Source organism: Pacificispira sp. (genome assembly GCF_965228185.1).
Taxonomy (GTDB): domain Bacteria; phylum Pseudomonadota; class Alphaproteobacteria; order UBA8366; family Aestuariispiraceae; genus Pacificispira.
Map to the genome: position 1 here is coordinate 371102 of NZ_CBDDHE010000008.1, position 21581 is coordinate 392682.

General features: G+C 60.9%; 18 protein-coding genes. 7 read left to right on the plus strand and 11 right to left on the minus strand.

Annotation, left to right across the window (positions count from 1 at the left end; genetic code table 11):
* The first annotated feature begins 43 nt into the window (after nt 1-43).
* The 3 genes from ACO06O_RS16505 to ACO06O_RS16515 all read left to right on the plus strand — a co-directional run bounded on the left by ACO06O_RS16505 (nt 44) and on the right by ACO06O_RS16515 (nt 3464).
* Nucleotides 44-547 carry a PAS domain-containing protein gene (locus ACO06O_RS16505; protein WP_421882147.1) on the plus strand — a complete coding sequence of 168 codons (504 nt, stop codon included), beginning with the start codon at nt 44-46 and terminating at the stop codon, nt 545-547.
* Between the two features lie 154 nt (nt 548-701).
* Nucleotides 702-2075: a hypothetical protein gene (locus ACO06O_RS16510; protein WP_421882150.1), complete on the plus strand. Its 1374-nt coding sequence runs from the start codon at nt 702-704 to the stop codon at nt 2073-2075.
* A 42-nt stretch (nt 2076-2117) separates the two neighbouring features.
* Nucleotides 2118-3464, plus strand: a complete 1347-nt coding sequence (locus ACO06O_RS16515; protein ID WP_421882153.1) for a hypothetical protein — start codon at nt 2118-2120, stop codon at nt 3462-3464.
* A 12-nt stretch (nt 3465-3476) separates the two neighbouring features.
* On the opposite strand, the gene ACO06O_RS16520 is transcribed toward ACO06O_RS16515, so the two are convergent.
* Both ACO06O_RS16520 and ACO06O_RS16525 read right to left on the minus strand, forming a co-directional pair.
* Complete coding sequence (locus ACO06O_RS16520) at nt 3477-4175, minus strand: alpha/beta fold hydrolase (protein ID WP_421882156.1); 699 nt, start codon at nt 4173-4175, stop codon at nt 3477-3479.
* A gap of 164 nt (nt 4176-4339) precedes the next feature.
* Nucleotides 4340-5692, minus strand: a complete 1353-nt coding sequence (locus tag ACO06O_RS16525) for a caspase family protein (protein ID WP_421882159.1) — start codon at nt 5690-5692, stop codon at nt 4340-4342.
* 193 nt (nt 5693-5885) lie between these two features.
* Between ACO06O_RS16525 and ACO06O_RS16530 the strand changes: the two genes are divergently transcribed.
* The 3 genes from ACO06O_RS16530 to ACO06O_RS16540 all read left to right on the plus strand — a co-directional run bounded on the left by ACO06O_RS16530 (nt 5886) and on the right by ACO06O_RS16540 (nt 7609).
* A complete protein-coding gene (locus tag ACO06O_RS16530; RefSeq protein WP_421882162.1) occupies nt 5886-6110 on the plus strand; it encodes a hypothetical protein in 225 nt (74 codons plus the stop codon).
* The gene (locus tag ACO06O_RS16535) at nt 6107-7153 is read left to right on the plus strand and encodes a hypothetical protein (RefSeq protein ID WP_421882165.1); all 1047 of its coding nucleotides are present in this window, start codon (nt 6107-6109) and stop codon (nt 7151-7153) included. Before ACO06O_RS16530 ends, ACO06O_RS16535 begins: the two co-directional genes overlap by 4 nt.
* Nucleotides 7154-7276: 123 nt before the next feature.
* Nucleotides 7277-7609 carry a cupin domain-containing protein gene (locus ACO06O_RS16540; protein ID WP_421882167.1) on the plus strand — a complete coding sequence of 111 codons (333 nt, stop codon included), beginning with the start codon at nt 7277-7279 and terminating at the stop codon, nt 7607-7609.
* A gap of 25 nt (nt 7610-7634) precedes the next feature.
* Here ACO06O_RS16540 and ACO06O_RS16545 read toward each other — a convergent pair whose 3' ends face one another.
* On the minus strand, nt 7635-9050 hold the full coding sequence (locus ACO06O_RS16545; RefSeq protein WP_421882169.1) for an RNA-directed DNA polymerase: 1416 nt from the start codon (nt 9048-9050) through the stop codon (nt 7635-7637).
* Between the two features lie 77 nt (nt 9051-9127).
* Here ACO06O_RS16545 and ACO06O_RS16550 point away from each other — a divergent pair, with 77 nt between their 5' ends.
* A complete protein-coding gene (locus tag ACO06O_RS16550) occupies nt 9128-10033 on the plus strand; it encodes an IS1595 family transposase (RefSeq protein ID WP_421882172.1) in 906 nt (301 codons plus the stop codon).
* A gap of 100 nt (nt 10034-10133) precedes the next feature.
* Here the strand turns inward: ACO06O_RS16550 and ACO06O_RS16555 are convergent, their stop codons facing one another.
* The 8 genes from ACO06O_RS16555 to ACO06O_RS16590 all read right to left on the minus strand — a co-directional run bounded on the left by ACO06O_RS16555 (nt 10134) and on the right by ACO06O_RS16590 (nt 21342).
* Complete coding sequence (locus ACO06O_RS16555) at nt 10134-10841, minus strand: DUF3800 domain-containing protein (protein WP_421882174.1); 708 nt, start codon at nt 10839-10841, stop codon at nt 10134-10136.
* 1129 nt (nt 10842-11970) lie between these two features.
* The gene (locus tag ACO06O_RS16560; protein WP_421882177.1) at nt 11971-14469 is read right to left on the minus strand and encodes an ATP-dependent helicase; all 2499 of its coding nucleotides are present in this window, start codon (nt 14467-14469) and stop codon (nt 11971-11973) included.
* Nucleotides 14470-14726: 257 nt separating this feature from the next.
* Complete coding sequence (locus ACO06O_RS16565; RefSeq protein WP_421882180.1) at nt 14727-15065, minus strand: P-II family nitrogen regulator; 339 nt, start codon at nt 15063-15065, stop codon at nt 14727-14729.
* A 29-nt stretch (nt 15066-15094) separates the two neighbouring features.
* Nucleotides 15095-16393 carry an ammonium transporter gene (locus ACO06O_RS16570; RefSeq protein ID WP_421882182.1) on the minus strand — a complete coding sequence of 433 codons (1299 nt, stop codon included), beginning with the start codon at nt 16391-16393 and terminating at the stop codon, nt 15095-15097.
* Nucleotides 16394-16640: 247 nt separating this feature from the next.
* On the minus strand, nt 16641-17573 hold the full coding sequence (locus ACO06O_RS16575) for a DMT family transporter (protein WP_421882185.1): 933 nt from the start codon (nt 17571-17573) through the stop codon (nt 16641-16643).
* Entirely contained in the window at nt 17570-19336 is a 1767-nt protein-coding gene (locus tag ACO06O_RS16580; protein ID WP_421882189.1) for a chloride channel protein, read from the minus strand. Before ACO06O_RS16580 ends, ACO06O_RS16575 begins: the two co-directional genes overlap by 4 nt.
* 134 nt (nt 19337-19470) lie before the next feature.
* On the minus strand, nt 19471-20520 hold the full coding sequence (locus ACO06O_RS16585; protein WP_421882193.1) for a GGDEF domain-containing protein: 1050 nt from the start codon (nt 20518-20520) through the stop codon (nt 19471-19473).
* Between the two features lie 339 nt (nt 20521-20859).
* Entirely contained in the window at nt 20860-21342 is a 483-nt protein-coding gene (locus ACO06O_RS16590) for a thioesterase family protein (RefSeq protein WP_421882197.1), read from the minus strand.
* Nucleotides 21343-21581: the final 239 nt, after the last annotated feature.

Here is a 21581-nt window from a genome sequence, read left to right on the forward strand (position 1 = left end):
TCTCTACAATCCCCGCCGGGGCACGGTCTAGAATTGGGATCATATGGGACGGACCATCCAACCTGGGTTTGAGTTCGGCACCGCATTCCTGTCGGATTGCGGGGACGACATTCGCGAAATCTACCACTACTGGAACGACCGGCGCGGTTCCCGACGCAGCCCGTCCCGGTCGGATATCGACCCCCTGGACTTTCACAGACTGCTTCCGGGGGTCACCCTCCTGACCGTCGTTTCGACCGACCCTCTGGACCTGGTTTATAAAGTAGTCGGCACGCGGGAAGTCACCTTTCGCGGTCGCGACCCGACCGGTCTCACAGTCTCCTCCGCCTTTCACGGCCCCAGTCCGGAAAACGCCCTGCGGAGCTATGCCGCCGTGATCGAGCGGCACGAACCCTTGTTTCGCCGTGACACCCTGCGCAGCCTGACAGGCAACATGGTACGGGAGGAACGAATTTTCCTTCCCTTATCGGCTGAAGACGAAACGGTGGACCAGATTCTTCTCTATGCATCGGACCATAAGGAAATCCCAGAATCCTTGGGACTCTAGGCCCCGCCATCGTCGATTCTCCGGAACGCTGGATCCTTTTTCCGAAACATGTCGACGCCTAACCGAATGTTAACCCCGTGCCCAATACACTTCCCAGACCCGACCTGTTGGACTGATGGAGTTAAGCGGCATGTGCGCGAAGAAATGTGGCTCTATGACGGAATTTCTGGCCCTTGTGGGGGCGGCAGAAGGTTCCGAGTCGCTGAATCTTGGCCAGATCGTCTGCTTGGGAGCCGAGGATCTGAGAGAACGTCTGGGCGATGCGCGGTGGGCAAAGGCGCAAGACCATATCGGCGACACGATCGAAAAGGCGATCGGGGAGCATTGCGGCGCGCGAGACGCCTATTTCAAATGCCGCGACGCGTCCTTTCTGATCGTTTTCGCATCGCGCAGCGCCGACAAGGCGGAGCTGGTTTCCGCCGCCATCGCCAATGCCGTGAACAAGATCCTTATGGGAACGGAGGAACTGCGCGCGGTCACGGTGCGCGGCATCAGTCAGTCCGGCCGCAACCTCACCTTGTCGGCGGCCAAGGATCCGCAGGGGATTTTGAACGCCCTGCAAAGCAAGGCGCATAGGGTTTCCATCAGCAACGACGACCATGAACCGGCGCCGGGCTCGGACCGCCCAGCGGTTACCACACCCGCCGCTATCTCCCCCGCCGCTATCGCCCCAACCGCCGGCCGCGCCGGCGCCGACGGAAAGCTGCCGTCCATTCCGAAAGGCAACCGCGCGGAGCTTCTGGCCAAGTTGAGCGTCATCAAGGATGCGCCGGTCGAGTTCCGGTTCCTGCCGATCTGGTTCAACGGCGAACGCAAGATCTGGACATTCAATTGCGCGCCCACGCGCCCGTCGACAATGGTGGGCGAAACGACATGGAATTACGGGGTTCTTGGCGCCAATCCGCAGATATCGGAAGTCGTCGACCTGGATATCGCAGCATTGGAACATGGCCTGATCGAACTTACGGATCATTTGGTCGCCGGGCGCGAATGCCAGCTGGTGCCAAACTTCCATTTCGAGACACTGACGAACTATCGCGGGCGGAACGAGATTTCGTCCTTGCTGAGCTCACTGCCGCAACGCCTCCGCCAGAGCATCCTTCCCAATGTGATGTATGTGCCGCAGGGGGTTCCGGATGGGCGCCTGACGGACATAACCGGTCACCTGAAACCCTTCTGCAAGGAAATCGGGGCAATCATCGTGCCCAGTAAGCTGGAAGGGAATGTCGTCCGTTCTTTGGCCCGACTCAAGTCCTGCGGCTTCAATGGCATCTTCGTCAGAGCCAACCAGACGATCACCCGCAACCACATGGATTGGATCCTGCATGTGATCGACAAGATCAATGCGATCGGCGGCGTCTCGGGCGTCACCGCCATTCCGGACGACGAGCATATGTTCAAGCTGGCTTACAGCACCGCAAAGGTTTGCGCTGGCCAATCCCTCGGCGGACCGTTCGAAACCATGCCGGCGCCGTTCGAATTCGATGCCAGGAAGCTGGAAAGGACCGATCTTGCCGCCATCGCATAGTCACCACCGCACAGCCCGGCAGTCAGGTAGAAGTTTGCAGACATGGCCCCTCAGAAACTAGACGGTATGGACAAGATCCTGGGCGCGGTGTCGTCGCGCTCCGGGGAATCGGATTTCAATCTCGGACAGATCATTTGTATCGGAATCGACGACCTGAAAGCGCGCCTTGGGGAGGAACGCTGGAACCATTCCCAGGCCCTGGTTTCGCAATTGATCGAGAAGGCCGTTCAGCGCTATTGCGGCCCGAAGGATATGTATTGCCGCTGCCGCGACGCGTCTTTTCTGATCATATTCGACACGTCGGAAGAACTGGAAGCCCGAACCGCCGCAACCAATATCGCCGGTTTCGTCAACCGGTCGCTGTTCGGGTCCAGCGACACGCAGGGCCTCAGCGTGAAGAGTGTCGTCCATCCCTGCCGGGCCCAAACCGCTTCCGCGCCCTCCGCCGACGACACGCCCGCGGCTTTCCTGAACGCCCTGGAAGAGCGCGTCACCGAGGTCAAAAAGAAATCGCCGAGTGAGACGACTGCGGCGCCGTCGGACGCGGCGCCGTCTGGCACGGCCGCCCCGCAGGAACCCCAAAAATTCGAAAGCCGCCGCAACGAACTTCTGGACAAGCTGGGCGCCGTTCAGGGTGGCGAGATAGAATTTTGCTTTGTACCGCTCTGGCGCATCGGTGAGCCCAGCGTCGGGTCCTTCGTTTGCCTGCCGACCCGCAGCGCGCCGCTGTCGGACCGCCCTGACTGGGGATATGACGTGCTGGGTGCCGATCCGGATGTCACGCGGATCGTGGAATTGGACATCGCGGCGCTTGAGCGCGGATTGTTGGAAATGACAGAGCATCTGCTGAGCGGCCGGGAATGCAACTTTGCCGCCAGCTTTCATTTCGAAACCCTGGCCAACCGCAAGGGGCAGGAGGAAATCTTCGCGCTGTTGAAGGAACTGCCGCACCATATCCTGGCCCGGCTGCACGCCGTGGTAACGGATATTCCGGAAGGCGTGCCGGATACCCGCCTGTCGCTGCTGACCTCTCCGCTGCGGAACCATTGCCGAAAACTAAGCGCGGTCCTGCCGATGACCGGCATTCGTGTTCAGCCACAGAACGTGTTGGCCAAACTGCGCAAGGCGGGATTCTCCGGCATTTTCCTCAAGCTGACGTCGGAATCCAAACAAGACGTGGAAAGCGCCATCCGCTTCGGCGAGGCGGCAAGCAAGACCGGCGTCGAAGCCGGCGTCACCCACATCATGGACGAGGACATCCTGATCAAGCTGGCCTACAGCACCCTGCAATGGTGCTCGGGGACGGCCATTGGCGGACCCTATGCCAAAATGCCCGCGCCCTTCCGTTTCGACGCGAGCAATCTGGAGAGCCATGAGGCGAACGACTGACCGCCCGCCCTATTATCCTTCCAGCAGGTCCGCCAGATCCTTCGGCTTCGCGATCATCGCATCATGGCCGCAGGCGATCTCATGGATCGGCCAGCCCAGATCCTTCGCCCGTTCGCGGTGTGCCGCCAGCGATGTATAGACCGGCGCGGTCGCCATGATATAGGCGACGTCCAGCCCGGCCCCCGGGTCGCCGTCGAAGTCGATCGCCGTCTCATAGGTGCGCACCGGATGCGGCGTCAGATGCCGGTCGATGAATTCCACCTGCTTCGCGTCGGAAACACCGAAAGCGGCGGCCGGCGGACAGGGCAGGCAGGGCACGCCGACATGGTCGATCACACCGGCCCGGCGTTCGGCCCAGACCTTGGGCGGCACCGTCTCGCACGGCGCGACGCCGCTTTGCGGCACCATGGCGTCCAGATAGATCAGCTTCGCGATCCGGTCCGGCACCCGCGCCGCGGCGCCGGTGATGACATTGCCGCCGAAGGAATGACCGACCAGAACGATGTCGGACATGTTTTCCGCCTCCAGATGGGCGACCAATTCGTCGACCCAGGTCTGAAGCGTGATCTCGGACGACAGGAAATGCGCATTCTCGCCCAGGCCCGACAGAACCGGCCGCGACACGCGATGCCCGCGCTCCCGCAGCAGCGGCGTGACAAAATCCCAACACCAGGCGCCATGCCAGGCGCCGTGCAACAAGGTGAAATTCATGCTGATCCAAACCTCCCGAACGGATTTTTATTCTTGTCTTGAACAAAGCCTACCCCCGCGCCCCGGCCGACCTTATGGCGGCACGGTCCGATGGCACGGCGATGACATAGTAACGGCGATTCCGGGCTGTGCCAGCGCTGCGAAACGACGCGGGCGGGGCATCCCTATTCGGACAGCCGAACAAGCTCCATCCGGGCGATGCAGGAATTGCCGCTGGGAGCGGAGATGCTGCCCCACCCGCTGCCGTCGCCGACATTCAGGACCGTGCGGCGGCGCGGATAATAGCCCCAACTGCCGATATAGGTTTCGACCGTGGCCGAACCGCCGTCCGAAATCTGGATCTTCAGATCCGCCCGGCCGCCTTTTTCCGAGCGCATGTCGCCCTTGAACCGGCCGTTGCGGATCGAAAGGTCCTGGCTGCCGGATTCCCCGGCCCGGCACCAATCCGAATGCGCGAAGCCGGATTCGACCTCCCAGGTGAACCGCCAGGTCCCGTCATAGGGATGAGATGGCGCGGCTGCCGGCGCCGGTGGGGCAGCGGGCGCGGCGGCGACGGCGGGGGCCTGACCCAGCGCCGCGATCTTGGCGCTGGCCAGCGGCGCGTAGAGACCGTCCGGAAAGGCCTGCAGATAGCTTTCCAGCTGAACCTTGTCGCCGCTATCCGCGACCGAGTTCCAGAAGGCGATTTCGGCGCTGCGGTCCGGTTCGGCGGAAACGGCGGGCGCGGCGGCGGCCATAATGGGCGGCGCGGGTTCGGCCGGCGGGAAGAAATAGAAATCCCCAGTCAGGGACGAGCTTTCCCAAGGCACCTGCCGGTTGCCGGTCCGTTCCATGACCGAAATGCGGACCTGTTTGAAGACCTGCTCCACCGGCAGGCCGGGCGTGCGCAGGGTCCGCGCCAGGGCGGCGGTATAGGGGCTGTTGCGGTCCGTCCCGTCCGCCGCCACCTCTCCCGGCGCGGTGGAATAGGCCAGCAGGGTGCCATAAGGGGCATCGACCCGCGCCAGGCCGCGCATGCCCGAGCGGCTCACCGCCGGGAAGGGATTGTTGCGGCAGGCATCCAGCACGACCAGGTTCAGCCGGTTGCCGGCGCTTTCCAGGCTGCGCATCACCGTGTCGATTTTCAGCGATTGGATTTCCAGATCCAGCGCGTCCTGAATATCGGCATCGACGGGGATCAGATAATTCTCGCCCTCCGCCTGTACCGCGTGGCCGGCGTAATAGACCATGCCCACCGTGTCGGGGCCGGACGCGGCCAGCCGCCGCGCGAAATGAACCACCGCGCGCTGCATGTCGCGATAGCCCAGATCGGACGCCTGCGTGACGTCGAATCCCGCCTCGGTCAGCGACCGCGCCATCAACCCGGCATCGTTGACCGGATTGGCCAGCGGCCCGATCGCGTAATCCGAATTGCCGATCACCAGGGCCAGACGGTCCTCCGCCCGGACTGCGCCGCCGCCCATCGCGCCGACCGAAAAGACCGCCGCAAACGCCAGTATCGTCAGAACCGTCCGCACCGCTTCTCCCCCGCCGTTTTCGGACCGGAAAAGTCTATGGAAGAACCGGGGGCGCTTCAACCGGGGGCGGGACAATCCGACAAATCAAGGTTGCAAACCGCACCATCCACAGCCCGTTTACCATTCTATATTGCAGTGGAATATGATTAGATGACCATTGTCGGCCGATACTGGCGGGGCAGAGGAGGGGGTTTTGGGCGCGTTTCTGAAGAGTTTTCTGACGATCAAGGGCGGCGGCATCGATGCGTTGATCGCGACGGCGCTGTCCTTTGCGATTTATTACTACATCGTTGAAATGAACGGGCTGGCACTGTCCCCGCTGGCGGCGGCCGGCATCGGCGCGGTCATCGCCTTTGCCATCCGACTGGTGCGCCATGCCTTTTTCGACGGCAAGAAAGACGAAGGGAACGGCCAATGACCGCCTTGATCCGGATCGCATGGACCGCCGCGCTGCTGCTGACGGCGGCCTGTACCGCCAGTTTCGACAAATCGGGGCAGAACGACCCGGCGGCACAGCAGGTCGCGCTGATCGAGGCCAGTGCCGACCAGGCCGAGCAATCCGTCACCGCGGCCGAATCCGCGCTGCAGGCGGGCGATATCGAAAGCGCGGTCCGGGCGGCGCAGGCGGCGATGATGATGGCGCAGGATTCCGCGACATTGCTGGAAAGCGCGGCCAATGCCTATGGCGAGGCGGCGGTCGATTATCCGCGCCGGGCCGGACGGATCGAAGGGCTGGGGCAGCAGGCCTTCACCATTCTGGAATCGGCGATGCCGCCGACCGCCGCCGGCATCGAACCGGCCCCGCCGCCACCTCCCCAGGCGACGGCGGAGATCGAGCTGCTGGATCTCGGCGTCTCGCTCTATGACACGTCCTATGGGCCGGACGGGCGGTTCGGTTATTTCGCCTATGTCGCCTTTCCCAGCAGCGCGCAATCCTCCTGCGCCCAACGGCGCTATGTCGTCCGCCATGTGCTGGATATCCTCAGCGACGTGCCGCGCCTGTCCCAGGCCCTGGGCGTGCAGGACAATGCCCTGCTGGCCGGGCTGCTGGTCCCGATCCATCCGCAATTCGGCGACCGCATTGCCGCGATCCAGCAAACCAAGGACGAGGATCTGCTGTTGCAGGCCTATAATTATCCCCATGCCCGGCAGTTCGTCCGCGCCCTGGGCCTGAACGAGGACGGGGTCTATCTGCTCGCCTATCCGGAGCCATTCGAATATCTGTCCGGCCCGCCCGACCCGGCGCAGCTGGGCCTGATCGACCTGACCGGCGCGAACGAAAAGCGGGTCGCCGCCGCGATCAAGGAGCTGCGTGCCCAGGCGACGATCAAGAGCTACGAGTTCCAGCAACGCCCCGACCGCCTGGCCGTCGCCATGGTCGCCGCCTTCGAATCCGTCGGCAATTTTCTCGCCAGCTTCGGCGCGACCGAGGCCAGGGCGTCGGATGTAACCTGCCCCTGACGCGCGCCGCGCCTTTCCTCCCCGAGACGCCGCCGCGCCGGTCCCCCCTTCCCCCGCCCCAGGCGCGGGCCTAGGATGGCACCCGGATTACCGCCAACCGAGAGAGGCAAGGGAGCGTCCGCCATGAAAGCCATCGACCGCCAACAGACCGGCACCGCGTTCCTGGACCCCGGCGCCGCCGACTGGCAGGACACCGACGCCCCCGGCTTCCGCATCAAGCCGATCTTCACCGACAGCAAAACCGGCGAGTCCACCGCCCTGATGCAAATCGCCCCCGGCGCCTATTCCCCGCCCCACGCCCATGACCAGCTGGAAGAAATCTACGTCCTGGACGGCGATTTCCACGACGACGAATACACCTACACCAAAGGCCAATACTGCCAACGCGCCATCGGCGCGGTCCACAGCGCGGGATCGGAGAACGGGTGCACGGTGCTGTTGGTGTATCGGGGGTGAGATAAGATAAGACCAGAACAGGCAATCAATAATCATTAAAATCTAAATACATAGTTTTAGACAAACCCCTAGCGACCTTGATGTGTTTCATTACTTCCAAAATTTGACTCCACCTAACTTTACTTGATTTTCTCGCTGTTGAAATTGATGTTTTTACATTTCTCTTTCTATCGTAGAAAACAATATCACGATCATACATCTCTTTGAATAGTGGATGGGCCGATACATTGTTATTATCGGATAGCCAACCATGCCTAATACCTTCATAAGCTAAGAGCCAAATCCAAGATCCGGTTATCTGGTCAATAGATATATCTTTCTCCCATTTATCCTTTGGGAGCCCCCCAAGGAAAACGCCAACATCTTGCATATCAAGCAGTATTAGAGATAAAGCTGATGAGTTTAGGCCCTCCACCAACTCCCCAATCGTCCGGCTAAAAACTGGCCTCTTCAGCCCTCTAATTGTATAAATTTGCCATATCGCCTCATAGACATTTCCCTTTTCTAAATTTTTCTCGGCAAGCTTGAGAAATCTTTCAGATACTCTTTTTGATGAAATGTTTCTGTTCTTGAAATTCAAGTTTATTAGAATTCGGCAAATTCTATCGGACGCATCTGGCGCGATTACCATTGCTTTTAGAAGAAATGACTCCAGATACTCTACACTATCCTCGTCAAATTTCTGACTCTCAATAACTGAAAGCGCGTAGCTAACAACGCTCTCCGTTGGATTCTTTGTCTGCAAACTCACACAGATAGAAAGAAATTCCTTGAGCCTAGCTCCACCTAACTGACGTTTTCCATGAGAAAGAAAAGAATTAAGCTCTGAAACCCAATCCAAATCTCTACCAGAAAGAATATGTTCTATTGAAGTTTTATTACCATTTATTTCCAGACCGAACTCTCTATATATTCTATTTATAACAGATATTACATTTTCAGCCTCCTCCAACGAGTTAACGCCAACATTCCAGTCATCTTGGAGCCTATCAATGTATTCCGAATCAATGTAACTAATTCTTCTTGAAAAATCTTCATCCACTCTAGAAGAGATGACCTCTGCTATAATTCTGGAGGTTTCCGGACCAATGGGAATCCCTACTGTTTGGTTTCTGTTGCAAGCCCTAACTAAAACATCAAGTCGGTCAGCAAGAGATCCTTTGCACAATCCAATATTCTCTTTAACCTTTTCCTTTCCATACGCAGCCCAAGCAATTGAATGCGTGTAAATAGTTGGATAGAAACGTGATATATCTGTCTTCACCAACCAGTCAGAAGAAGACTCAAGATATGAAACCCTAGCTCTGTGAAGAGGAAAATTTATCCCCTTTATGGATCTTTCATAATCTTGAGAAATTCGAATTTCATCAGATGAATACTTCCGACGGCAGAGCCACTTTGAGACAACATTCCAATTTTCTGAAATTTCTTTCGCGAGCAACAATGGCGATTATATACTTGAAAAACCCGAATCGGGTTACCATCTGTTGAGTGTCAAAGAAAACAGGTGGTTGTCCGATGAGCGTTCTCAGCAAGCCCTACTTCCACGATGAAGCCGCCGCCTTCGCCAAGCTTGAGGAAATCGTGTGGCCCAACGGCCCGATCTGCCCTCACTGCGGAGGCCGTGAGCGCATCTACGAATTGAAGGGCAAGAGCACCCGTCAGGGCTTGAAGAAGTGCGGCCATTGCCGGAAGCAGTTCACGGTGCGCGTTGGTACGGTTTTCGAGTCGTCCCATATCCCGCTGCACAAGTGGTTCCAGGCCGCATACCTGATGGCGTCCAGCAAGAAGGGCATCAGTGCCCATCAGCTTCACCGGACGCTTGAGATTACCTACAAGAGCGCATGGTTCATGGCGCACCGTCTCCGCGAAGCAATGCGGGACAACAGCGACCCGATGGGCGCTCTTGGCGGTCAGAACAAAGTGGTGGAAGCCGACGAAACCTACGTTGGTGGCAAGGCCAAGAACCGGGCCTATAAGGAGCCGCCGAAGAAAGAGGCCGTTGTCTCGCTGGTCGAGCGCGACGGTCGGGTTAAGTCCTTCCACCTCAAGACGGTCACGGCAAAGACGTTGCGCCCGATCCTCGTTACCCAGATCGACCGCAAGTCATACCTGATGACGGACGAGTCACTGGTCTACATCAAGACGGGTGAGGAGTTCGCGGGCCACGGTACGGTGAACCATTCCGTAGACGAGTATGTGCGGCACGGTTCGTTCATGCACACCAACACGGTGGAAAGCTTCTTCTCGCTTCTCAAGCGCGGCCTGCACGGTGCCTATCACCATGTCAGCCAGCAGCACTTGAAGCGGTATCTGGCAGAGTTCGACTTCCGCCATAACGCGCGGGGCGTGTCGGATGCGGAACGGTCGGAACTGATTTTGCGCGGCATCGGTGGCAAGCGTCTCGTATACGAGGGGATTTAGTAGGCAAAAAACGCAAATCGCGTTAAAATCTAATCGCGGGGCTAGGATTGGCGCATCGCCTTTACCGGCACCGCATAGGCCCCGGCGACGAGCCGGGGCCTCAACGTATCACCCCGTGAGGGTCGCGGCCGCTAGCCTGCTTCACCATTATCGGTTCGCAGATATAGAAAGATCTGTGGAGCCCATACTTAATTTTGGAGGGGATCGGATTTTCCCTCCTTAACAAGGCGTATGCGCAGCAGTCGGCGGCCTGAATGAAGAGAGACCGCGCAGAGTCGCGGTAGCTAATGTCCTCGACGATCCTGTTGATCTGAATGTTTTTGGTGTAGCTGCCTGGGTTCCATGCCCCGTACTGGCTGGGAATGTAGTTGTGGTGCCGCATTCGACGAAGTAGGGAGTCGTAGCTTTTCCCCTCGTCAGAAATCAACATTGCGCGGCTACTTGATTTCGACATGTTGACGTTTATCCGGTTCAATAGGAACTCGAACAACCGGTCTTCGTCCCGTCGACGGGCGGCTGCATTGAACAACTGGGCGCCCGGAAGCAGGGCAACGCTGCTGAGGATGTAGTTGAAAAGCCGAACCCTTGCACCCTTTGGTACATATCGGGGGGAAACTCTGCCGCGCCCTCCAACCCATTCGGTGGCATGAACCTCTTTAGTCTTGTAAATGTTGTCTGATTCCCAAAGCGCGCGGCGCATCTCAACCATGTGAACAAGTGCGTCCTGCCACTTATCTTCGGGGATGACGATAGCGGAAAAGCAAGCGAGTCGGTCGTCCTTGGCGTCATCAATATAGACGAGGTGCATAAATGCCTCCCACTGGTCGCAAGCAGACAGAACAGTCTCAAAAGTTCATCGATAAGGCCAAAGAACTTGGCGCCGATGAGGATGAGAAAGCGTTTGAGGAGAAGCTTAAGCGCATGACGCAGCGACGATCCGAGAGAAAGAGCGACGAGACCAAATGAGTTGGTCTGGGCTGGTGAGAGAACGCATTGCTGGCCTGACCGCATTCCTTGCTGAGGATGCGGTTCTTTTGGGCGAACAACGCCACCTTAACGCCGGATCTCCAGAGCGCATTTACTGGCATCATGGCTATCTTATGGCGCTTCGGGATGTCCACGCCTTAGCCGTAAAGGCTAATCATCAAACACCGCGCAAAAGGGACACGCCCAGTTAGTGTCGTCTGGTCTGTCTGGATGGTAGCTGTTACCGGGCGGACTGAAATCGTGATAGAGGCCGCATTCCTTTTCGAAGGCCGCCTTGGGGCTACCCAAGTACCCGTATTTGAACTGAGCGTATTGCCCGATGTAGTCACCAAGCCGCTTAGCGAGATCCTTATCGGCGCGACCGACCCGGCTGACGAGAAACGTGCCATCCTTGGTTTTCCCCAAGGCATATGCGCCGGCAGAGGTTCTAGTTACGTTGGTGTTGATTGCATCCCTTGTTAGGGGGTGGGGTCCGTGCAATCCAGTTGTTGGCATATCGCCCTCCCGCATCAGTTTAAGCGGGAAAATCCTACTACTGGATGGTGTGGGAGTCTAGGCGGGTGTGCGAAGTATATAATCGCCGCAACAATTGTGGAAGAGGGTGCGTTATATGAAGGTTGCGCCTTTCAAAACCTTTCTTGGGCTTTGTGAGCAACTCAGGCTCTGTGGCAGAAATTTTGTACGTATAACCACCCTTCTTTTGAAATCCTAAAGGCGTTTTCCCGATTTTTTTGTCTAGTTTATACAAATCAGCATTGAGCCATGCGACCATGAGCTCAAGTGATTTTTCCCCAAAATCATTTGTAGTGAAAACGTTAGGTAGCTCCTTTGGAAAGTAGCCTTTCGATAGAAGCGCAATTTGGATGTCTTGAGTCGACAAGCAGCACCTACGAACTCTGCGTCTCTAGCCCAACCATCGGATAAACCCAATGGTTGTTTCCCAACACAAGCTACCCTCGCTCCACAAACCCCGCAACAACGGTCTTCGTGCCCGCCTTGTCGAACTCGATCGTCAGCCGGTCGCCGTTGATGTCCGTGATGGTGCCGGGGCCGAATTTCTGGTGGAAGACGCGTTCGCCTTCGCCGAAATCGTGGTCCTGGGTGCGGTCGGCGTCGATGTTGGGGGGGCGGGTGGAACTGAGGCCCCGTTGTTTGAGGCGCTGCCAGCCGGGGCCGCCGCCCTGGGAGGAATAGGCGGTGGCGGGGTTGCCATAGGCGGCGCCGCCGGTGCCGCCGTATCCGTCTTTCGGGCCGCTGCCGCCCGCCCCTGAACCATAGCCGCCGCCGGTGTTACCGCCTCCGTATGATCCCCCGCCATAGGCGTTGCCGCCGCCGTAACCGCCGAAGGTGAAGGCGGCGCGGTCTTCGGCGCGGCCGCCGCCGATGCCGCCATAGACGCCGCGGTCGGCCTCCATCTGGATATGGTCGGCGGGCAGTTCGTCGATGAAGCGGCTGGGCAGGGCCGATTGCCAGGAGCCGTGGATGCGGCGGTTGGCGGCGAAGCTGATCTCGCAGCGTTTCTTGGCCCTCGTGATGCCGACATAGGCGAGGCGGCGTTCCTCCTCCAGCCCGGCGAGGCCGCTTTCGTCCATCGCGCGCTGATGCGGGAACAGGCCTTCCTCCCAGCCGGGCAGGAAGACGGTGTCGAATTCCAGACCCTTGGCGGCGTGCAGGGTCATGACCGAGACCATGGGAAGGTCGGTATTCTGTTCGATCTCCATGACCAGGCTGACATGTTCCAGGAAGCCGGGCAGGTCGTCGAACTCCTCCATCCCGGTCAGCAGTTCCTTGAGGTTTTCCAGCTTGCCCTGGGCCTCGGGCTTTTTCGACTGCTGCCAGAAATCGGTATAGCCGCTTTCCTCCAGCACGGTTTCGGTCAGTTCCACATGATCGGCCCCGGCGGCGAGGTCGCGCCAGCGGTCGAACAGATCCAGCGCCGCGCGCAGCTTGCCCCGCGCCGCCGGTTTCAGCTCGTCCGTCTCGACCAGCCTTTGCGCGGCGATGGACAGCGGCAGGCCCTCCAGCCGCGCGGCGGCGTGGACGGATTGCAACGTGGTCTTGCCGATGCCGCGGGCGGGTTTGTTGACGATGCGCTCGAAGGCCAGATCGTCCGCCGGCTGATGGATCACGCGCAGATAAGCGATGGCGTCGCGGATTTCCTCGCGCTCATAGAAGCGCGGACCGCCGACGACGCGGTAGGGGATGCCCAGGGTGATGAAGCGTTCCTCGAACTCGCGGGTCTGGAACCCGGCGCGGACCAGGATCGCGATCTCGTCCAGCGGATGTTTCTTCATCTGCAGGGCCTCGACCTCGGACGCGATCTCCCGCGCCTCCTCGTCGCCGTCCCACAAGCCGCGCACCACGACCCGGTCGCCATCGTTGCGGTCGGTCCACAGGGTCTTGCCCAGCCGACCCTCGTTCCGTTCGATCAGGCCCGAGGCCGCACCCAGGATATGCGGGGTGGAGCGATAATTGCGCTCCAGCCGGATCACCTTGGCGCCGGGAAAGTCCTTTTCGAAGCGCAGGATGTTGCCGACTTCCGCCCCGCGCCACCCATAGATCGACTGATCATCGTCGCCGACGCAACAGATATTGGTCTGGCCGTCCTCGTGGCCCTGGGCCAGGAGGCGCAGCCAGAGATATTGCGAGACGTTGGTGTCCTGATACTCGTCGACCAGGAAATAGCGGAACAGGCGGCGGTATTGCCGGATGACGTCCTCATGCTGGGTGAAGATCGTCAGATTGTGCAGCAGCAGGTCGCCAAAATCGCAGGCATTCAGGATTTTCAGGCGTTCCTGATACTGGCGATAGATTTCCACCGCGCGGCCATTGGCGATCTCGCCCGCCTCCGCCGGGGTCAGGCGGTCCGGCGTCTGGCCCTTGTCCTTCCAGCGCTGGATGACATGGATCAGCATGCGCGCGGGCCAGCGCTTGTCGTCGATATGCTCCGCCTCCAGGATCTGCTTCAAGAGGCGGATCTGATCGTCCGTATCCAGGATGGTGAAGTTGGATTTCAGGCCGACCAGTTCCGCATGGCGGCGCAGGATGCGCGTGCCCAGCGCATGGAACGTGCCCAGCCACATGCCCTCCGTCGCCGGGCCGACCAGATCGGCCACCCGTTCCTTCATCTCGCGCGCGGCCTTGTTGGTGAAGGTGACGCAGAGGATCTGATAGGGCTTGGCCCGCCCCTCGTGCAGGATCTGAGCGAGGCGCGTGGTCAGGACGCGGGTCTTGCCCGTGCCCGCGCCGGCCAGCACCAGCACCGGCCCGTCGATCGCCTCCACCGCCTCACGCTGGGCGTCGTTCAGCCGCTCCAGCCAGGGCGGCGGCGCGGCAGGACGGCCCGGATAGGCGGGCGCAGGGCCGCTGGGCGTCGGGAAGTCGAGATCGTCGTAATCGAAGGGGTCTGACATGCCCATGAGTATAGTGCCGCCTAGGGAAAGGGTCATCCCGTTCCCACGCGATTCGGAACGAAAGGGCCACAAATTTCTCGATGCCTTGCGGGCGGCTCGCCCTCACTGCCTCCCCTTCGGGCCCTCACCGCATGCCCTTCGGACCCTCACCCCAACCCCTCTCCCAGGGGGAGAGGGGCTTTACGGGGCTGCACTATGGTACCCCCTCTCCCGGGGGGAGAGGCCCCATTTTTTTACTCCCTCTCCCTGGGGGAGAGGGTTGGGGTGAGGGGCGTTTCGGCCTCTGAGGGGCGTTACAGCGCCTCGCCGCCGGACTCCCCGGTGCGGATGCGGATCGCTTCGCCGACATCGAGGACGAAAATCTTGCCGTCGCCGATCTTGCCGGTCTTGGCGGAGGCCGCGATGGCCTCCACCACTGCCGCCGCGCGGTCGTCGTCGACGACGATCTCGATCCGCGATTTGGGGACGAAATCGACGACATATTCGGCACCGCGATAGATTTCGGTCTGGCCGCGCTGACGCCCGAAGCCCTTGACCTCGGTCACGGTCATGCCCTGGACGCCCAGGCCGGTCATCGCCTCCCGCACATCCTCCAGCTTGAAGGGCTTCACGATGGCTACGATCATTTTCATGGGTCTTCTCCTTTCGTGACGGCAGGCGGTCAGAAATTATAGTCCCGTTCCCCGTGATGGGAGAGGTCGAGACCTTCAGCCATATCGTCGTCGCTGGCGCGCAGCGGAACGAAGGCCTTCACCGACAATACGATAACGAAAGTCGCCACGGCCGACCAGACAACGGTCGCGACGACGCCGATGGCCTGGATGCCCAGCTGTTCGCCGATGCCCACGCCCTCGGCCAGGCCGACGCCGCCGAAGGCCGACGCCCCGAAGATCGCGGCCATCAGCGTGCCCAGGATCCCGCCGACGCCGTGCACCGCGAAGACGTCCAGCGAATCATCCAAGCCGCAGCGGTCCTTGATGATCGTGACCGCGAAGTAGCAGATGAAGCCGCCCGCAAGCCCGATGCAGAAGCCGCCTACCGGGCCGACGAAGCCCGAGGCCGGGGTGATCGTCGCCAGACCGGCGACCATGCCGGTGACAACGCCGACCAGGCTGGGCTTACCGAACTTCATCCATTCGATGGCGACCCAGACCAGGGAGGCCGTGGCGGCGGACAGATGCGTGACCAGCATGGCCATGCCCGCGCCCGATCCGGCGGACAGCGCGCTGCCGGCGTTGAAGCCGAACCAGCCGACCCACAGCATGGCCGCGCCGATCATGGTCAGACCGGGGCTGTGCGGCGGGCGCAGCTGTGCCGGATAGCCGGGCCGCGCGCCCAGCAGCTTGACGATCACCAGGGCCGAGGTGCCCGCCGTCGCATGGACGACCAGACCGCCTGCGAAATCCAGGACGCCCATCTGGCCCAGCCAGCCGCCGCCCCAGACCCAATGACAGACCGGGCCATAGACCACGACCAGCCACAATCCGCTGATCCACAGGACCGGCGCGAAGCGGATGCGTTCGACATAGGCGCCGACGATCAGCGCCGGGGTGATGATCGCAAAGGTCATCTGGAACATGACGAAGACGCTTTCCGGCAGACCCGCCGCCGCGGCATCCCAATCGACCCCGGCCAGGAAGGCCTTGTCCAGACCGCCGACCCAGTCGTTCAACGCCCCGCCGTCGCTGAAGGCCAGGCTATAGACGCCGAAGAACCACAGCAAGGACGCCAGGCAGGCGATGGCGAAACAATGCATCAGGACCGACAGCACGTTCTTGGCCTGAACCAGCCCGCCATAGAACAGCGCCAGTCCGGGCAGGGTCATGAACAGGACCAGCGCGGTCGCGGTCAGAATCCAGGCCGTATCGGCCCCGCCGCCGCCCTGCGCGAAAGCCGGCGCCGCGGCCAGCATCGATCCGGCCGCGCCCAGCGCAGCCCGCCCCAAAACCGATTTTTTCATGGAATGCCTCTCCGATTTCCAACGCGGTATCGGGACCGGCGGCACCCCTGCCCCGATCTTTCAACCGCACCCCGACAAATGGGCCTCTGGCCCTTATGCTGAAAATTTCGGCATTATTTTGCGCCCTTCCGCCTATTAAACAGGCAGAAAGAGGGAAAAATGCCGCTTTTCAGCGCTTATGCCGGTGTTATGGCAAGTATGGGGCCAGTTGCGCCCCAGGCGGCGGTCAGGTGGCGGTCAGGCGGGGTCAGGCTTTGCCGCGGCCTTCGCGCCACCAGATGAACAACCCGCTGGCGACGATGACGGCCCCGCCCAGGGCCATGTTCCAGGCCGGGACATCGCCCCAGATCAGGAAGCCCATCAAGGTGGCGAACAGCAGGCTGACATAACGGAAGGGGGCGACCAGATTGACCGGGGCGAAGCGGAAGCTTTCGATCTGGAAGAAATAGGCGCCGAACATGAAAACGGCGGAGGCCAGGACGAGGCCGATTTCGAAATCTCCCGGCATCACCCATTCCCCGCCCAGCGCCGTCGCATAGCCCGCGACCGCGACACAAAGCACGGTATAGAACATGATCGCCAGCGAATCGTCGCCCGACACCAACCGGCGGGAGGAGACGTCGCGCACCGCGATCAATAGGGCCGTGACCAGCGGCAGCATCGCCACCTGCCAGCCATAGGGCGCGGGCTCGCCGGACAGAAGCCCGCCCGGATTGAGGGCGATGAAGACGCCGACGAAACCGATCGCCATCGCCGCCCAGCGCCGCCAGCCGACCTTCTCCTTCAAGATCGCGATGGCCAGCAGGGTCGCGAAGACGGGCGAGATGAAGGCGATGGCCAGCGCATCGGCGATCGGCATCAGGCTGAGCGCGGTCAGAAAGGTGAAGGTCGCCGCCGTGATCGACAGGGCGCGGACGGCCATGACCGGCTTGTTCTGAATCCGCAAAGCCGACAGATTGCCCCGGATCGCCATGATCACCAGGATTGCCGTCACGATGACGGTCCCGCGCAGCCCCATGATCTCGCCGACCGGCCAGCCTTCGGACAGAAGTTTCGCGACGCTGTCGTTCAAGGTCAGCAGCAGCGACCCGAAGACCGCGAAGGCCATGCCGCGCGCCGGCCGGTCCGAGGTAACCGGACGCGGCGGGGCCGGAATGTTATGGGGGGCCGGACCGGTCAAATCGCCTCTTCCCGACGGGTTTCGATGATGCATTGGTGATAACGGGCCATGACGTCATGCTCGTGCAGCACGCCCATCAGGCGCGGGTCGTCGGGGCCGGCAACGACGGCGATATGCTCCTCGTTGCAATCCTCCAACAGGTTCATCGCCTCCTCCAGGTCCATATCGACCGTGGCGACTGGCGGCGACCGGCGGCAGACATCGATGGCGCGCAGATCCTTGTCGCGGTCATGGGTGAAGGCGTGCTTGCCCAGATCGGCCAGCATGATGGTGCCGACCAGCCGCGCCTCCTCGTCGGTAACGAATATCTCGCTGTAGCGGGTCTGGGTCAGCTTATCGCGCATTTCCGGCAACAGGGCGTTGGGCTGGATGGTGACGTAATCCTGTTCCATCACCGCCTGGACATTGGTCTGGCGGATGATCCTGGATTCGCGACTGCCCATCAGGTTGATGCCGCGCTCCGCCAACTGCCAATGGAAGAAGGAACGCTGATAAAGCGCGGTGAATATCTGTGTCGCGATCACGGTCGCGATCATCACCGCGATGGTCAGGGCCGGTTCCCGCGTCAGTTCGTAGACGATGAAGAAAGTGGAGATCGGCGCGCCCAGTACCGCACCGGCCACCGCCCCCATCCCGACCAGCGTATAGGCGCCGTGGCCGGAGGACAGATGCGGCAGGAACTCCGTGGCGATCAGCCCGAAAGCACCGCCCAGCATGGCGCCCAGGAACAGGGACGGCGAAAAGATCCCGCCGCCGAAACCGGATCCCAGCGTGATTGCCGTGGCCGCCGTCTTGGTCACGATCAACAGGACCAGCATGTAGAGCGGCAGCATCTCGTTCAGCGCCTCGTCCGTCGCCTCATAGCCGACGCCCATGACTTCCGGGAAGAAGATCCCGATCGCCCCTACCAACAGCCCGCCCGCCGCCGGGCGCAGCATCGGCGGAATCTTGATGTGGTCATGGGCCGTACGGACGATCTTGACCGACCAGACCAACGCCATGGCAACGGCGGCGCTGAGACATCCCAGAATGGCGAAGGCCGGGAATTCCCAGAAGGATGCGATTTCGTGCTGCGGGATGATGAAGGCCGGGAAATCGCCGAAATAGGAGCGGCTGACGATGGTACCGGTCACCGAGGCGAAGACCACCGGCGCGAAATTGGCCAGCGCGTAGGAGCCAATGACGACCTCTAGCGCGAAGAAGACGCCGGCGATGGGCGCGTTGAAGCTGGACGCCACCCCGGCCGCCACGGCGCAGCCCAATAGAATGCGCCGGAATTCCGGATCCAGCCCGCAGGCGCGCGACACCAGGGTCGACAGGAAGGCGGCGAAATGGACCACGGGACCTTCCCGGCCCGCCGACGCGCCCGACCCGATGGTGATGGCCGACACGACGAAGCCGCCGATCCCCATGCGGCGGCTCATCCGACCGCGCCGGAAGGCGGATGCCTCCATGACGTCAGCGACACCCTGGGGCCGCCGGTCCGGCATCAGGTAATGCACGATCAAACCGACGATCAGGCCGCCTACAGCAGGCGCCAGCAGGATGATCCAGAACGGAATCGCCTCGGCGTTGGAATGAAATCGCTCGTCCGAAAAGCCGAAGAACAGGTATTGAATCAGGCCGATCGCTTCACGGAAAGCGATGCCGGCACCGCCGCCCAATCCGCCCACAAAGACGGCCAGACACGCGACGCGTATCTGCTCGTTGCCGACAAACCGGCGCAGCCGCGCCGTCAGGCCATTCGGTTCGACCGTCGCCACGGTCGACCTCCCCTTTTGGGCGGTAGCGCCATCGGGCGCAGACCGCGATCCGCTTTCGCGATGAAGGGTTTAGACAAACAGAGTCGCCGCCGACCGGCAAGGCCGCAAGGACGTCCGAAGCCGGGTCACGCGCCTCAGCGGGCCTCGATCGTTTCCAGCTGGGTTTCCAGGACGGTCTGATTCCGGCCATTGCCCTTGGCGAAGTACAGGCCCTCGTCCGACCGGTGGATCAGATCGGACAGGGGTTCGCCCGGGCGGAACTGGGCGACGCCGATGGACAAGGTGATATTGCCCATTTCCTCGCCCGTTTGGCGGTTCCGGATACGCTTGGTCGACACCGTGTCCCGGATCTTGTCGCACAGGGTCCGGGCGTGTTTCAGCTCCGTATTCGGCAGAATAAGGGCGAATTCCTCGCCGCCATAGCGCGCGGCGAGATCGTTGCCCTTGACGTTGCCCTGCATGATGCGGGCGACGAGCTTCAGCACCTGGTCGCCGGTCTGGTGGCCATAGGTATCGTTGAACTTCTTGAAGAAATCGATATCGGTCAGGGCCAGGCACAGCATCGTGCCGTCTTCCATCGCTTCCATCGCGCGCTTGCGCAGGGTCGCGTCGAACATCTTGCGGTTCGCGATCCCGGTCAGCGCGTCGGTCATCGCCTCGCGCTGGACATCTTCCAGATTCTGCCGCAGCGAGGCGATTTCCTGCGAGCTCTCCTTGAGCTTTTCCTGCAGCGCCGAATTGGACTGCTGCATTTTCTGGGTTTCCATCGCCAGGCTCTGCACCGCGGCGCGAATCCCGTCCAGCCCCTGGGATTCGGCGATTGCGCCCAGGCTGTCCTGCAGCGATTGTCCGAAGTTTTCCACCCCGCCCGATGCATCGCCGATCATGGTCAGCACGCGGCCGACCTGATCCTCGATCCGTTTCGACGTCTCCTGCAGCGCGAGGCCTTCCTCGTTATGCGTGAAGAACTTGTCGTAGATCTCGTCGTTTTTCTCGGGCGTGAAGTTCTGCTTGTTGGAACGCAGCACATCCAGGGTCTTCTTCAGATCCGGATATTTCTCATTCACATAGGAGTACCAGACGGCGAAGTTCCGCGGCGTCGCCGGAATCTGATGTTCGCGCATCAGATCCAGGGTACGTTCCGCATACGACTGTGCCTGCTCCAACCCTTCGGAATATTCCACCTAAATCACTCCCCGGACCATATTCCTATACCGCGAGGCGCCGCGCCTCCGAAATCGGTCGATCGCAAGCTAAAGCCGGTTTACTGCCCGTCCGCCCGCCGACACCACCGATTCGTGAGGCCCCATTGAACCCGCACCACGCGATCGGTGAAATTGTCATGCTGTGGCGGCACCCCTTACCCGGATCCCGGACGACCCGGAACCACGGACATACGCCTTCGTTAACTCGCATGCTACCAAATTGTTCTCAGGCCTCAACCGTTTTAGCGACCGCCCCGGAAACGCCAGCAAACCAGCCCCGGACAGGCTCGTGCAGACGCGGAAAGCCGCGGCGCCACCCTACCGGGATTCGGAAGCCAACCCACCCCACCCGGATGGTACAGCCAGACCGGAATGGCGTGCCGCCGCGCCCTGAAAGTCCCGCAGCGCCGCCCCGTCCAGCGGACAGGCGGAGCCGGTCGCCGGGGCAAAAGCGATGTCGAAACGCTCTTCGATCGCGGCCAGATAAGGGTCCTCTCCGGCATAGAGCGCCTGAAGAAGATGCAGTCCACCGGTGCCCGCCGACAGAACTTGCGTGGTCATCGTCAGGGTCGCGCCGCCCGGAATTTCCCGCAGATAGTCGATGCGGCTGCGCGCGGTGCGCAACGGCACGTCTTCCGCGATTCCAATATCCCCCCGGAACTGGCGTGCCGCCATGTCGAAGGCCTGGGCGTAATAGGCGACATTGAAATGGTCGTTATAGTCGGTCCAGTCCGGTACGACGGTGGGCCGGCAGGCATTGGTGACTTCGGCCCCGAAATAGGGCGCGTCCGGCGACGGCATGGCAAGGCTCCCCGAATTTTTCTTACCGGCAAGAATGCCGATTTGCGCAAGAAGGTCAAAACCCGGAATTGTCGACACAAATTCAAGTGACTTGGCAAATTTGCAACAGTATTTCGATGAAATCCCATAGCGCCGATAAGCGCTGTGGAACGGCCCCGACGCCTATGGTACCTGAGCAGTTGGAATGGGACGTAAGAGTCCCAACGCTTGGCCTAAGTTTCTTGCCGGGACACGTATGG